We start from the raw sequence: 14,526 nt of genomic DNA on the forward strand, positions 1-14,526 counted from the left end.
ATTAATGTACCTTTAATAATAAAAACTAATGTCATGCTTAATTTACAATGGGGAGTATTACTTCTTTTTACGATGTTGCCCCTGCATGCGCAAAATACAGACTGGGATAAGATCAATAGTAATACAATCTTTAATATGATAACCATGCAGAATATGGATCAGGATCTGTCTCATATCATCCAAATCGGTGATTTCAATAATGCTGAACTTTCTCTTAATGCCAGGACTAGTATAGCAGTAAAACAACTGGGAGACTATAATACACTGTACTTCATCAATTCCTTTACAGATAAGGAAACAAAGGCAGGCATTACTACCCAGGGAAATAATAACATTATTGATGTTACAGGGAGTAACAGTATTTCGGAAGGAATGCAGATCAATATGAAAGGAGATAATAAAACTGTTTTCATGAGAAATTATTAAAACACAAATGATGAAAATTTTATACTCGATGAGCCTGAACACTTTTTTTATCTTCCTGTCTGTGATGATTTATGGGCAGGATGATAAAAAAGTAATTGCAAGGCTTGAAAATAGTCTCCTTGAAAATCAGATCAAACTGAAAGCTGTTGTCATGAACAATACAGCGGTCTACAAGGAGCTGAATTATCTTCTGGTATCCATCAAAAAGAACAGTGATGGAAACCTTTCCAATAACAAACAAAGCGGTAAATTTTCTGTTAATCCCAATGAAGTAAAAATTTTATCTGAAATCAGTGTAAATCTTGAACCAAAAGATGCCCTGAAAGCTTTCCTCTATATCAGGGACGAGGAAAACCAAAATCTAATAGCCAAAGACAGCTTGGAAATTAACAATACTTTTTTTAAAAGAAAAGCGGCTAAAATAGAAGAGGATGCGGTTTTCGAACTTAAAGGACTTACGATTGATGAAACCAAAACTAAAGTAGGAAAGGATTTTTATGACCTTTTCTATATGCAGTACAGCCAGCTTCCGGATAAAAGCAGTGGGGCCGTCACTATTTCAGAGCTTCCTCTTCGGGGAACAAGCGGTCAGATCAATATCCAGATTGAAGATAAGATTGTTTACAGCTTTATGACCAATCCAAGTGAAGACTATTTAAAAGAGCAGCTCGCTGCCAGTTTAAAATATATTAAAGAATTTAATGTAAAGAAAAACCTTATTAAAAATGAATTCATCTACTAAAAACATTCGCCATGAAAACGTGTATCATTATTTTGACCTTTATTGCGGGTATTTTTTACGGAAAATCTCAGCAACTTGTCTATAAACCTGTGAATCCGGCTTTCGGAGGAGATACCTTTAATTATCAGTGGCTTCTAAGCTCCGCCAATGCACAAAATCAATTTGATGAAAAAGATGATTATAAAAGTCTTCTTGATAATTTGAATTCACTGGACAGTTTCAGTCAGAGCCTCAACCGCCAGATACTAAGTGAACTTTCCAGAAAACTGTTTGAAGATCAGTTCGGAGATGGAGGAATAAAGCCCGGAGATTATCTTTTCGGATCACTTTACCTTCAGATTACAACGACCAATCAGGGACTTTTGATTAATATTTTGGATACCAGTACAGGCGATCAGTCCGAGATCGTGATTCCGAAATAGCCATAACTAAAAACCAGACTTATCATGAGAACTTACACTTACACCAGAATTTTTTTCTGTACATTGCTGCTATGTATATTGCAGGCTTGCAGCTCGATCTTTGGTTTGCCATCGGATCCCGAGAAATCAACGATGGGAGAGACCACGACTTCTACTACAGAACTGAAAAACCTTCCTTTGCCTAGTGAAAAAATAGTCATAGGAGTCTACAAATTCAGAGACCAGACCGGTCAGTATAAACCTTCTGAAAATGGGAATAACTGGAGTACGGCAGTGCCGCAGGGTACTACAACCATCCTTATTAAAGCATTGGAAGACAGCCGTTGGTTTATCCCTATTGAAAGGGAAAATATTGCAAATCTTCTCAATGAAAGGCAGATCATCCGTTCCACCAGACAGGAATATATGAAAGATGCTGATAAAAATAACCAGGCATTACCCCCACTTTTATACGCGGGCATTCTTCTCGAAGGGGGTGTGATTTCCTATGACAGTAATATTATGACGGGAGGGCTTGGTGCGAGATATTTCGGAATCGGGGCTTCTACCCAATACCGTCAGGACAGGATTACCATTTACCTGCGTGCTGTTTCTACCCTTAATGGGGAGATTCTTAAAACAGTCTATACTTCCAAAACGATTCTTTCAACAAGTATAAACGGGAGCTTTTTCAGATATATTGATACGGAAAGGCTTCTTGAGGCTGAAGTAGGACTTACCCAGAACGAACCCGTTCAGCTTGCGGTGACTGAAGCCATTGAAAAAGCGGTGAAATCTCTGATTGTTGAAGGGGTGAGAGATAAAATATGGGGAAAAGCAGCAGAAAATACATCTGCTTACCAATCTTTAATCAATGAATATAACAGAGAACAGGATCAGAACAAAGGAAGGGTAGTGGGCAATAGATTTCCTGAAAATTATAGACAGAAAGTCGCTGTATTTGCAAATGTTGAAGCACAAAAGGTTAAAGATGATTATGTGAATCCCAAAATGAATATTGGAGGAAAAGTGGGCTTTAAATATTTTCTCAACCCTAATTTTAACATTGAAGTCAATGGTAGTTATTTTACACTGGAGAATGAGAATATTGTGAAAAGAAACTATTTCGGTCCCGAGGTGAATCTCGAATTTCTGCTTTTTCCCAAATATAAATTCAGTCCATATGTTTACGGAGGCGCAGGAGCCATGTATTCAAAATACAAACCTCAGTATAAAGGGCAGTTTGGCGGCGGACTCGAGTATATGATTGACCATAATATCTCCCTGAGAGCTTCCGCACAGTACGATCTCGGTTTTAAAGATAACTGGGAAGGGCTTGTAAATGGAAAAAGAAAAGACCAGTCTTTGCGCTTTGCATTGGGAATCAACTTCTATTTTGGAAACAAATAAAAATCTAAACTATGAAAACTTTAATAAAAATACTCAGCATATTCATCCTTGCTTTTTGTCTGTTTTCATGCAATGAAGATCTTGTAGAACAGGCTCAGACGGGAATCTTAAAAGGAAAAGTAGTAAAAAGGGGAAGTAATGTACCTCTTGCTAACGTGAAAATCTTCACAAACCCTACCACACAGACTGTTTTTAGCGGTACAGACGGTTCTTTTGAAATTAATGCAATGCCCATTGGTAATTATTCTGTAAAAGCAGAACTTTCCGGATACCTGACAAGCTTTCAGGCGGTTAATATACAGAACCAGAATCAGGTGGTAACAGTGGTGTTTGAAATGAATGATGATACATCTCTGAATTCGCCACCTACAGCACCGCAATTGCTAAGTCCGATAGACAATGCGGTCAATCAGCCTTTAAGTGTGGAGCTGACCTGGAGTGCCACAGATCCCGATACGGCAGATGTTTTAAAATATAGTTTAACAATTAAAAATAATCTTGACACTAATGTGATTCAGGTTAATGATTTGACAGCTAATCATTATTCGCTGTCAAATCTGAAGTTTGGTGTAAGTTACTTCTGGCAGGTGTCTGTTTCGGACGACATTCACCAGCCAGTTTTAAGCTCAATAGGTAAATTTACGACCAATACGGTTCCTGCCAACAGATATCATTATGTACAGAAACAGAATGGTAATTTTGTAATCATATCAAGTGATGCACAAGGGAATAATTTTCAGTTTACCAGTGCTTCTTATAACAGCTGGCGGCCAAGGAAAAATAATAACGCCGGTCTCATTGCCTTTCTACGTACGGAAGGTGGAAGTACCCATATTTATACAGCAAATCCTGATGGTTCCAATCCGTTTAAGGTAACAACTGTTGCGGCAGCGGGTTTTAATAATTATGAAATGGATTTTGCCTGGAGTACCAATGGTCAGGAAATTATTTATTCAAACTTTAATAAACTCTACCGGATCAATAAGGACGGGAGTGGATTGAATCTGGTGTATACCACTCCGGATGGAAGTATGATCTCCGAGTGCGACTGGAGCTATGACGGAAGCAAAATTGCATTGAAAACCAATGATTACAATGGCTACAATACAAAAATCTACATTATTGACATGACCGGAAATACTCTTAAAACCATTGTTTCAGGATCAGCAGGAGCAAGTGGAGGACTGAATTTTTCGGTAGATGGTCAGCTTCTCCTGTTTACCCGGGATATTTCGGGATATCAGGATGGAAGCGGAAACTACCGTCAGCTTGATTCTCATATTTTTATCTACAACCTCGTCAATGACATGGTGTACGATATTTCTGATGCGAGCGAGAAACCTATGGGAACCAATGATCTCGATCCAAGATTCTCACCGAATAATGCACAGGTGATCTTTATGAATACCTCCAATGATAATATCTCGTTGAAAAATGTTATGGTCATTGATCTGAACAGCAGTATGACAGATCTTTCACGAACCTCTCTCTTTACTAATGGTGAAATGCCGGATTATGAGTAATGAATAGCTGTAAAGGTGAAAAACAGGGTTTAAAGTGTATGAGCTAAGATTTCTGTTTTCCATCACAGGTCTTAGCTCTAAGTTTTCCAACCTTTATTGCTGAATTTTCATAAGCACTGGTCATTAGAAATTCATGATCGTAAATAAAATTTCCAAACCGAAAGGCTTGGAAGTTTTTGGTTAATGATAATTGGTTATGGCTTAGTCGATGATATGATTTTCTAATGCGTATTTTACAATTCCTACAGAGTTTTTTACGTTCAATTTCAAAAGGATTCTTTTCCGGTGTGTCTCTACCGTATTGATGCTAATGAAGAGTTTTTCAGAAATGTCTTTACTGCTGTAACCGTCACAAATGAGTTTTAGAATTTCCATTTCACGACGGGTAAGGGGATCTTTCATATGAAGATTCCGCTTTTCCTGTTCATTGCTGATAAAGCTGATCATTCTTTCTTTGGCGTGATCACAGATGTAGATCTCGTTTAGCAGAAGAGCGTTGATGGATTTCAGGAATTCATCATATTTACAGTTTTTGTCGAGATAGCTTTTAATCCCTTTATTGAAAAGCTTTCGGATATCAATTACATCATAGCAGTTTCCTATAATAATGATTTTTATACCATTATATTCATGGGTAATATCTTCTATAGATTTATAAAGTTCAGTAAACATAAGGATGTTGGAACTCATTACCAGAATTTCGGGAGGTTGATCTTTTAAGTGCCTGGAAAGGGTTTCTAAAGAATTACAGATGTCAATCGTGTTAAAAATTTTACTCTGCATAAGCAGTTTTGAGAGTCCTTCCGTATACAGCATGGGCTCATCAAAAATGGTTAATCTGGGTTTCATCATGGTTTTGTTTTATTTATATAAAAATATAAATAAAAAATCACATTTTAAGTAAAATTGATAAATATTTACGCTTTTTAATGAATTTATGTGTAAAAAATTTTATTTTTTATTGATTATTTGATAAATAAATCTCTTTTTGATGAATTTTAGTTGTATATTTTAGAGTTATTGTTGTTAAAACTTAATGTTTATAATGGTTTGTTGAGTGTTTTTTTTTAATGATAAAATTATTTAATCAACGTTGTGGGGATATGTTTTACAGGGAAATTAACAGAATTGGCAATAAAGCAATATTCATTGGCTTTATGATGGAGCTGTGCTGCCTTTTCAATCATAGATTCTTCAGCTACAATCACTGTAGGATATAGGGTTACTTCGGTGAAATGTCCACTACCATTGGAGGTTTCTGCCATTATTCCCGTAGCTTCGTCCGTGTAGTCTATGACAATAACGCCTGCTTCGGAACAAAAATGAAGATACCAAAGCATATGACATGAGGAAAGCGAAGACAAAAATATTTCTTCCGGGTTATATTTCTTTTTATCTCCCCGGAAAGAAGGATCGGATGAACCTTCAATATCAGGTTTGTTTTCTGCAGAAATCGTATGACTTCTTTCGTAATCTCTGTAGCCGCTGGTTCCGGTTCCTTTATTTCCGGTCCATTGGATGATGGTTTTGTAGTGGTGTTCTTTATTCATAATGTAAATTTATTTTGTTTAAGCTTAAAAAACAAAAAAGTATTTACTTAGCCTGTAAGTAAATACTTTTATCAACCTGAAAAGATTTTAAAAGGGGAATTAATCCTTTATAAGTTTTTTTACAGATATTTTTCCATTTTCAAAGACAACTTTTGCCATATAAACTCCTTTTGGTACCTCAGAAATACGGGTATTGTTACTTTCTATATTTTTTATAAGTTTACCATCTAAAGTATATATTTCTATCGATTGTACTTTTTCTTTTGTATGGTAGATTAAGCTTTCTTTAATTGGATTTTCAAAAGAAATATCAGAATCAGTTTTTGTAATATCTGTTGTCGATAGTGTAGCGCTATTAAGCAGGTATTTTACAATATAATTATTCCCTTTTACGATAATATTATTGTTATTCACAATCATTTCTGCTATTCCTGAGAAAGGGGGAGTAAGATAGGGAGGATCAGCAAAATTGGGTTCTATATAATAGTTGAACGTGGAATTTATAGACCCATTTTGATTAAGTTTTGAAATGAAATAATTAGTACTAAATAATGTGTTTCCAGCATTTCCTCCAACGTAATAAGATCCGTTTTTTTCATTTATACTAAAAATATCCGGCCCTGCACTTAATCCCAGACTGGTATATAAGTCGTAATTAAATGTGGTATCAAGGGTTCCGTTCGGGTTTATTCTGAAAATATCATGATTCTCATTTGTTGAGAAAAGAATTCTATTATTAGTGTCCATCATTGCAGCACTAACATTCCCTACAGCGAAGCCATTAATGTTAATTTGTGCCACTCCATTATTTCCAAAACTTGTCATAGGATGTCCGTTGGAGTCAAATTTTTCAATAACGCCGATATTGTCACTGAAACTGATAATATTAGATTGATTATCAATAAGCACAAATGTTCTGCCGGTAATGTTTCCCTGTGTGGATACATAACCGTTGCTACCAAAAGTCTGATCTATACTTCCATTGGAGTTCAGTCTGTAGATTGCATGATGTGGATTTTGATCTCTCCTGATGCCATGCACAATTATTTTTTCATTCTGCAGAATAAATTCATAAGAATTATAGAAATCATCATGATCGGCATATATTTCCGGTGATATACCATTTGTACCAAAGGTAGGATCTAGCTGACCGGTAGGGAGCATTCTTACTATTTGAGCATTGCCCCATAAACCGAAAATTAATAATTTTCCATCTGCCTGTAGCTTGATTTGGTTCATGAATGGTTCGGAAGCTAGCTTAACCGTTCCATTGTTTCCAAAAGATTGATCCAGGAGTCCATTAGGGGTAAGCTTGGATACAAATCCGTGAGTGACTCCCGTGGCAACGTCCACATTATAAGTAAAATAAATTTCTCCATTAGAATTTTGAACCATTTGATACGAGTTACTCATAGAGTAGCTGGGGATTTCAGCGACACCGTTCGAAGCAAATGTTGGATCTTTAGAGATGATTTGTGCAAAAGCAGCCTGTGCCGCCAGAAGCAGCACGAGAAATAATTTTTTTGTCATTGTAGTTTTTTAGTTTTTAATGAGAAATGAAAAGTGTCTGTTTTAAACAAACATTTTAGAAATATGTATTAGTTTTTGATCAGCTTCTTTGTGGTTGTCTTTCCATTTTCAAAGACAACTTTTGCCATATAAACTCCTTTTGGGACCTCAGAAATACGGGTGTTGTTACTTTCTATATTTTTGATAAGCTTACCATTTAAAGCATATATTTCTATGGACTGTACTCTTTCTTTTGTATGATAAATCAAATTCTGCTGAACAGGATTTTCAAATGAAAATAAAGGAAGATTGGTTTCCGTTACTTTGGCAGAGGTTCCTAATGTTGAATTACTTAATAAAAATTTCAAAATATGAGTTCCTCTTCCTGCAATGATCGAATTGTTATTAATAATCATATCACCAATTCCTTCTGAAGTTGGGGTAGTTTCGGAGTAATAATTAAAAACGGGGTCTACAGTTCCTGAAGGTGTCAGTTTGGAAATGAAAAAAGTCTCTCCCATTGCTCCTGTCTGCCCTGCAATATAATAACTGTTGTTTTTTTCCATTACAGAAGATAAGCTGATGATTGCAAAAGGATAGGCGTTAGCACTGTCAAATGCAAAAGAGGTATCATAAGCCCCGTTAGCGCTAATCCTAAAAATTTCGTTATTCATATTATAGCAGATAATATTGTTATTGCTATCTATGAGAGCATTTCCTACCATTCCAGGATAAGTGTTGAAAGCCAAAGTTCCGTTATTTCCAAAGCTTGTTAAAGGCTGTCCATCTGAGGTATATTTTTCCAATCCTCCGTTAGGGTATAGGGTATTTGCATTCGTATGGCTATGATCACTAATCAGGCTGATGATATTTGATTGACTGTCTAGAAATACAAAATTCCCAGTTGTTTTGATAGAACCGTTATTACCAAATGTGTTGTCAATACTTCCATTGTTGTTCAATCTGTAAATTATTTTATAAAAATTGGAAGGTCCGTCAGTGGATAATCCATATATAATGATCTTATTATTTTGCACATATAAACCATAGCCGTATCCATTGAAATCTGTAAAAACATTGGTGATTTTTGCAACCCCATTTACTCCAAACGTAGTGTCAACCTGGCCGTTGGGCAGCAGCCTTGTAATGACGGATCCGTCGGTATTAAAACCATAGATTAAAAGTTTGCCGTCTGTTTGTTGAGTTAATTGACTGTCCACAGCTGTAAAATAGTTGCTAATCACAGTTTCTCCATTATTTCCGAAAGTAGAATCAAGGGTTCCATTGGGATGAAGTTTTGATACCACGCATTCCGGACTGTTTAAAACAGTATTGTCTCTGGCGTATGTGAAGTAAATGCTTTCGTCAGTATGCTGAAGAATTTTGGTGAGATAATTGGCATTGGCGCCAGCTGTAATAGCATATTTTCCGTTTACAGCAAAGTTATTATCATAAGAAACGATCTGAGAATACACACTCTGAATAGTCAGAATGAATACAAGAAATAAACTTTTTTTCATTGTGTAAATAAATTTGGTGTAAATGTAGTAAAAAAACCTCCAGCATAGCTGAAGGTTTGAATTTTGTTTTGATTTAATTAGAATGTCCTATCAATTCTTCTTTTTTTGAATTGTAAATTCTGTATTCTAAATATTTAAAAGAATCCCTTGGGATAATGGTTACCCATTTTTTGTACTTTATAAACCATTTCATCTGGATGCTTTTGATTCCTTTAGTAAGGTAAGCTTCTACGAATGGATGTACATGGAGGTAAAGTTTACCCTTTTCTTTTTGCATAATGGTTCTGATGGTTTCACCCATTCTTTCCACAATAACAATAGGAGCTACAATTTCTCCGTCTTTATTAGGGTTTTCCTCTTTGGTTTCGATCTGTTTTTCCGGACGGTTTCTCTGTCTGGTAATCTGGATCAGTCCAAATTTACTTGGAGGTAAGATTTTGTGGCGTGCTTTGTCACGCTTCATCTCCTCTTTAAGATGTTCGTAAAGATCTCTTCTGTGGTCGGCATTAGGCATATCGATGAAGTCGATGACAATAATACCTCCCATGTCTCGAAGACGTAGCTGTCTGGCAATCTCTGTGGCTGCCATTTTGTTCACTTTTAGGGCATGTTCCTTATTGACAGCGGCTCCGGTAGTAATGTTGTTTCCGGAATTGACATCCACAACATGGAGTGCTTCTGTGTGTTCAATAACAAGGTATGCTCCTTTTGAGCTTGGAATGTTGACGTGTTTACCGAAGCTTTGTTTAAGCTGTTTTTCAACATTGTAATATTCCAGAAGTGGAATATGAGAGTCATAAAACTGGACAATATTTTTTCTTTCGGGAGCAATTACTTCAACATAATTGGTCATCTCATGGACCATCTGCTCATCATCACAGATAATACTGACGAAATCCTGATTGAAATTGTCTCTTAAAATAGCGGAAGCTTTATCTTCTTCGCTTAAAACTTTTGACGGAACTTTATTTTTCTGGATGTTTTTAAAAGTGCTTTCCCATTTTTGAATCAGTTGATTCATATCATTATGGAGGTCAGCTACTTTTTTTCCTTCGGCCACTGTTCTGATAATAACCCCAAATCCTTCAGGTTTGATACTGTCAATGAGGGTTCTCAGTCTTTCTTTTTCCTCAAAACTTCTTATTTTCTTGGAAATGGAAACTTTATTGTCGAAAGGAATCAGAACCAAAAATCTTCCGGTAAGAGAGACCTGGGTAGAAATCCTGGGGCCTTTTGTGGAAATGGGTTCTTTAGTGATCTGCAGAAGAACCAAATCGTCTTTTGCAATTACTTTGTCTACTGTTCCGTTTTTGTCTATTTCGGGTTGTATCTCGAAATTTTTTAAGCTTGAAGCGCTTTGTTTTTTAGAAATAGTATCTTTTAAAAACTTTCTGTATGTAAGATATTGTGGGCCCAGATCCTGATAATGCAGAAAAGCATCCTTGTCATATCCGATATTAACGAATGCGGCATTCAGGTTAGGTGCCAGTTTTTTTACTTTTCCTATAAACAGATCTCCAACTATAAAATCGCTTTTGTCCTCTTGCTCATGAAGTTCACATAGTCTTCCGTCTTCCAGCAGTGCAATCTTTGTAAGATCATCTTCATGCGAAACTATTAGTTCTTTCTTCATTTTGTTATTAGATAAAATTGTTAAGATTATAGGAAATTGGCTGGTGTCTCTGTTAATTCATAAATATAAATATAAGGATTTAGAATGAAAACCATTATATTTTTATTAAAATAATATTTGAAACCGGCTGTCTTCCGCGGAATCTTATAGTTGTAAATAAAAATATAGTCGGTGAGTCTTAAAATTTAAAACCACCAACTATATTATTATATTGTAAATCTCGAGAAGAAGAGATTATTTTTTCTTATGTCTGTTTGCTCTTCTTCTTTTCTTTCTCTTGTGTGTTGCAACCTTGTGTCTTTTTCTTTTCTTTCCGCTTGGCATAATTTTAATTTTTTAGTAACTAGTTAATATTCAGTTAATGTTCTTATTTTACTGCGACTTTAGTTTTTACTTTCTCCACAAAAGATTTTGATGGTTTGAAAGCAGGAATGTTATGAGCAGGAATCTCAATTGCAGTGTTTTTAGAAATATTTCTTCCTGTTTTAGCAGCTCTTGTTTTAATGATGAAAGATCCAAAACCTCTTAGATAAACGTTATCCCCATTATACATAGAAGTTCTGATCTCCTGCATAAAAGCTTCTACAACTTTCTGTGTTTCATTCTTTTCTGTTCCCAACTTATTTGAGATGGTGTTTACCAATTCTGCCTTTGTCATTTCCTTATTTTAATTTTAAATTTTAGGTGTGCAAATTTAGTTAAAAAAATTGAATACTAGCAAATTAGTGGCGAAATATTTTTGTTCTGATCGTTGAGTTTTTATTGTAAACACTATATTAAGGCAGAGTTATGATCATTTAATGAATTTATAATATAGCCGTATAACAATGGTTAAAGTGAAAAAGAACCGTGTTCAACCGGTTCAATAATAACTCCTCTTTGACGTCCTGTAATTATTCAAACTTTTTTTACATACTGGAATTATAATATCCGTTTTCTACACAAAAACGGATGAGATGAAGCTTGGTTTTCAATCCCAGCTTTTCTGTAAGCCTGTTGATATAAGTGTCAATAGTTCTTGTGCTTAAATTCAGTTTCTCTGCAATTTCCTTATTGCTGTATCCTTCATAGCAGAATCTCATCAGCTGTATTTCTGCCGGAGAAAGTTCTTCCTGGCTTTTTTTCTGCCTGTCCATGTATTCCTGTACGGCAAGGGGCTGCTGTTCCCATTCTTTAGAATAAGTATGATAATCAAACTCATCTGAAGCAATAGTTCCTTTAATGATATCCTTTATCGTATTGCTTTTCTTTTGACAGTAATACGTATTGGGAATCTTTGCAAGAATTTCGGCCATATCTTCCTGAAAGGTCCCGGAATAAGTGACAATAGGGGTTTCCGTATTACTTTTCCTGATATATTTTATAGCTTCAATTCCGCTTAATACCGGCATAAAGAGCTCTATGATGAACACGTCTTCCTGTCTTCTGTAGATTCTGTTTACCAGCTCATGGCCGTTATTACAGTCGTTCAGAAGCATATAGAAAGGGTTTTCCATAAGCGTTTTGATCATTATTTTTTTAAAATAAAAATCGCTGTCAGCTATAGAAAAGCGCACGGTATTAGATAATATTTTACTCATTCTTAATATCGATTTGGCAAATGATATTTGAAATTCAGAGGCCTAATTTAGGAAAAACTTATCAAAGAGAAAATTAATATTAGGTTAATCCGGGTTTTCACGAAATTTGCTGAGGGAAAATACGTATTGTACATAAAATTTTTTTTTTATACTTTCACAGGCCAAACAAATCGCAAATTATGTCTTCAAATCGGGAAAAAAAATTGAACAAATCTGACGTCAGAACGGGCATTTGGAAGTTTATTCTATCTTTTGCTGTTTTGTCTGTGGTTTCTTTTGCGTGTTTATTTCTCTTCTTTAAGAGTTATGATATGCAAAGAGAGGGAATCAGTAAGGAAGCTGATGCCTATAAGGAACTGATGCAAAGAAGTGATGTACTGAAAAATCACGTTGATATTATTTACGACCAGATGTCCCAGCTTAATATAAACAAGGTGGAGAATGATGTATTTCTCAGAACCAGTATTATGGATAATGTAAGGGATGCCAAAAATATCATGAGTAAAGATAGTGCCGGAAGCCTTAAGCATTATGCTGTCTTGATGAAGCAGATTGGATCTATCATGAACTTAAAAAGTAAGATCATTGAGGTAGAATACAAAAAGAAAATAGTCTTCAGGGACCTTGAAGAATGCATGGGCAAAACGGTAAGAGCCAATAACGAGCTCAGAAAAGACCCTACAAGAAATTTCACGGGAAGTAAAAGAAGAAAATAAAAAAGAAAAACAATGCAAGGACAAATTACATTATCTAAAAAGGAAAGGCATTATCAGTTTTTTTATTTAATACTGATGCTTGTGATGTCTATGATTTTTCTGGGAATTATCTTTTTAAAAGGATTTGAATCTCCGTTTTCTGATGAAGATGTAAGAGGTATTCAGAACCTTGAGCAGAAAGCAGAATTTGAACAGCACCAAAAGATTGTGTTACCGATCATGGACAGCACTTACACAATGATCACCAAACTTACAGACGAAGCCCCACAGCCTTTTGTGGAAAATAATATTCAGGTAGGTATTAACGATTTGAACAGCTACTTTAGCAACTATGATATTTCTGATATCCGAAAAGATGCTTACCCACAAATTGCCAAGTTTTACAAAATGTATTTTGAAGATAAAAAAGTGGTTTCAACGACTACAGAAGATATCAAGAGATTTGAAAAACAGGTTGAAGACTGCAGAATTGGCTTTAAAGATAAACAGAATAGACTCTATGAGCGTGAAAGCGCACTGAAAGCACGAACTCAATAGTCTGAAATAAAATATTAGGAACTTAAACAGAACACATCACAATTATTAACTATGAATTATTTTCAAAAGAACAAAAAGAACATTATCATTGGTGTTATCGCAACATTGCTCATAGCAGCACTGGTTGCACTATGGCTGCAGAAAAAGGTGATTCATTCTGCGGATGATATTGTTGGGGTGGTTTATCCGTCCTCATTGTCTGTGGGAGATACACTTCTATTTGAAGATAAAACCCAATTTGCAAAAACCAAAAGATGGAATTTTGGAGACGGTACAACCTCTGACAAAAATAGTGGTATTCACTTCTACAACAGACCGGGGTATTATCAGGTAAGCTTAATCGTTGACAACAAGTATACGAAATCTTTCCCTGTAATGGTGGCCGCAAGAAGCCTGCAGAAGGCCAAAGATACCTCAAAAATCAAATCAACCATTGAGGCCCCTATACAGGCGATGCAAAATGAAAACGTGCAATTTCGTGCCGTTTCTGAAGCTAAAAAGTTTGCGTGGAAATTTGGTGAAACAGGAAATATAGATTCGAAAGATAAGCTGGCAATTTATGCTTATAAAAAGCCGGGTGACTATCTGGTGACTTTATACAACGAAGAAACTCAGGAGCCTATCTATCACAATATCAAAATTATTCCTGCTTATAACTCTCTGGCAGAGGATGAAGTTTCTGTAGAAGATTCATACGCTAAGGTGGATAATGATTTTAAATATCACTTACAGCAGATTGCCAACGGGAACAGTTTCAATATGCACTACAACTACTTGTTGAAAACTTACCTGTGTAACAATGAAAACACAGTGGTAAAAGTAAATGACAGCAAAGTAAATAACTTCTATATGTACTGTGCAGGTCTTCAGTTTGACAAAAATACTGTGATCCAAACCGTAAAGGTGAATTTAGATGATACACAAAACTGTGTAACTAAAGTAGATATAAACCAAAGCAAATAATACCGTCCGGCACTGC

General features: G+C 35.5%; 15 protein-coding genes. 8 read left to right on the forward strand and 7 right to left on the reverse strand.

Annotated elements, in window-relative coordinates; all coding sequences use genetic code 11:
* The first annotated feature begins 33 nt into the window (after nucleotides 1–33).
* The 5 genes from DRF57_RS16555 to DRF57_RS16575 are packed head-to-tail and all read left to right on the forward strand — an operon-like array spanning nucleotide 34 to nucleotide 4,502.
* Nucleotides 34–426 carry a hypothetical protein gene (locus DRF57_RS16555; protein WP_228450430.1) on the forward strand — a complete coding sequence of 131 codons (393 nt, stop codon included), beginning with the start codon at nucleotides 34–36 and terminating at the stop codon, nucleotides 424–426.
* Between the two features lie 7 nt (nucleotides 427–433).
* The gene (locus DRF57_RS16560; protein ID WP_228450431.1) at nucleotides 434–1,168 is read left to right on the forward strand and encodes a curli production assembly/transport protein CsgE; all 735 of its coding nucleotides are present in this window, start codon (nucleotides 434–436) and stop codon (nucleotides 1,166–1,168) included.
* Nucleotides 1,169–1,179: 11 nt separating this feature from the next.
* Nucleotides 1,180–1,590, forward strand: a complete 411-nt coding sequence (locus DRF57_RS16565; protein ID WP_047494654.1) for a curli production assembly/transport component CsgF — start codon at nucleotides 1,180–1,182, stop codon at nucleotides 1,588–1,590.
* Between the two features lie 24 nt (nucleotides 1,591–1,614).
* Nucleotides 1,615–2,979 (forward strand): CsgG/HfaB family protein, encoded by a 1,365-nt coding sequence (locus tag DRF57_RS16570; RefSeq protein WP_115919700.1) that lies wholly within the window; start codon nucleotides 1,615–1,617, stop codon nucleotides 2,977–2,979.
* Between the two features lie 11 nt (nucleotides 2,980–2,990).
* Nucleotides 2,991–4,502, forward strand: coding sequence for a carboxypeptidase-like regulatory domain-containing protein (locus DRF57_RS16575; protein WP_115919702.1), 1,512 nt, complete (start codon nucleotides 2,991–2,993; stop codon nucleotides 4,500–4,502).
* A 201-nt stretch (nucleotides 4,503–4,703) separates the two neighbouring features.
* Here the strand turns inward: DRF57_RS16575 and DRF57_RS24180 are convergent, their stop codons facing one another.
* From DRF57_RS24180 to DRF57_RS16610, 7 genes are all read right to left on the reverse strand, one after another.
* On the reverse strand, nucleotides 4,704–5,354 hold the full coding sequence (locus DRF57_RS24180) for a response regulator transcription factor (protein ID WP_262484697.1): 651 nt from the start codon (nucleotides 5,352–5,354) through the stop codon (nucleotides 4,704–4,706).
* Nucleotides 5,355–5,581: 227 nt separating this feature from the next.
* Nucleotides 5,582–6,052, reverse strand: a complete 471-nt coding sequence (locus DRF57_RS16585) for an OsmC family protein (protein WP_047494646.1) — start codon at nucleotides 6,050–6,052, stop codon at nucleotides 5,582–5,584.
* Nucleotides 6,053–6,151: 99 nt separating this feature from the next.
* Nucleotides 6,152–7,582, reverse strand: a complete 1,431-nt coding sequence (locus DRF57_RS16590) for a T9SS type A sorting domain-containing protein (RefSeq protein WP_115919704.1) — start codon at nucleotides 7,580–7,582, stop codon at nucleotides 6,152–6,154.
* A 68-nt stretch (nucleotides 7,583–7,650) separates the two neighbouring features.
* Nucleotides 7,651–9,081 (reverse strand): T9SS type A sorting domain-containing protein, encoded by a 1,431-nt coding sequence (locus DRF57_RS16595; RefSeq protein ID WP_115919706.1) that lies wholly within the window; start codon nucleotides 9,079–9,081, stop codon nucleotides 7,651–7,653.
* 73 nt (nucleotides 9,082–9,154) lie between these two features.
* Nucleotides 9,155–10,714 (reverse strand): Rne/Rng family ribonuclease, encoded by a 1,560-nt coding sequence (locus tag DRF57_RS16600; RefSeq protein ID WP_115919708.1) that lies wholly within the window; start codon nucleotides 10,712–10,714, stop codon nucleotides 9,155–9,157.
* 367 nt (nucleotides 10,715–11,081) lie between these two features.
* Nucleotides 11,082–11,372: an HU family DNA-binding protein gene (locus tag DRF57_RS16605; protein WP_002984212.1), complete on the reverse strand. Its 291-nt coding sequence runs from the start codon at nucleotides 11,370–11,372 to the stop codon at nucleotides 11,082–11,084.
* A 250-nt stretch (nucleotides 11,373–11,622) separates the two neighbouring features.
* Nucleotides 11,623–12,294, reverse strand: a complete 672-nt coding sequence (locus DRF57_RS16610; protein WP_047494635.1) for a response regulator transcription factor — start codon at nucleotides 12,292–12,294, stop codon at nucleotides 11,623–11,625.
* Between the two features lie 179 nt (nucleotides 12,295–12,473).
* Between DRF57_RS16610 and tssO the strand changes: the two genes are divergently transcribed.
* The 3 genes from tssO to DRF57_RS16625 are packed head-to-tail and all read left to right on the forward strand — an operon-like array spanning nucleotide 12,474 to nucleotide 14,510.
* Nucleotides 12,474–13,010 carry a type VI secretion system TssO gene (tssO, locus tag DRF57_RS16615; RefSeq protein ID WP_084086647.1) on the forward strand — a complete coding sequence of 179 codons (537 nt, stop codon included), beginning with the start codon at nucleotides 12,474–12,476 and terminating at the stop codon, nucleotides 13,008–13,010.
* A gap of 12 nt (nucleotides 13,011–13,022) precedes the next feature.
* The gene (locus DRF57_RS16620; RefSeq protein ID WP_047494630.1) at nucleotides 13,023–13,547 is read left to right on the forward strand and encodes a type VI secretion system transmembrane protein TssO; all 525 of its coding nucleotides are present in this window, start codon (nucleotides 13,023–13,025) and stop codon (nucleotides 13,545–13,547) included.
* A 51-nt stretch (nucleotides 13,548–13,598) separates the two neighbouring features.
* The gene (locus DRF57_RS16625) at nucleotides 13,599–14,510 is read left to right on the forward strand and encodes a PKD domain-containing protein (RefSeq protein ID WP_047494628.1); all 912 of its coding nucleotides are present in this window, start codon (nucleotides 13,599–13,601) and stop codon (nucleotides 14,508–14,510) included.
* Nucleotides 14,511–14,526: the final 16 nt, after the last annotated feature.

The sequence above is a fragment of the Chryseobacterium rhizosphaerae genome (genome assembly GCF_003385455.1).
GTDB lineage: Bacteria > Bacteroidota > Bacteroidia > Flavobacteriales > Weeksellaceae > Chryseobacterium > Chryseobacterium rhizosphaerae.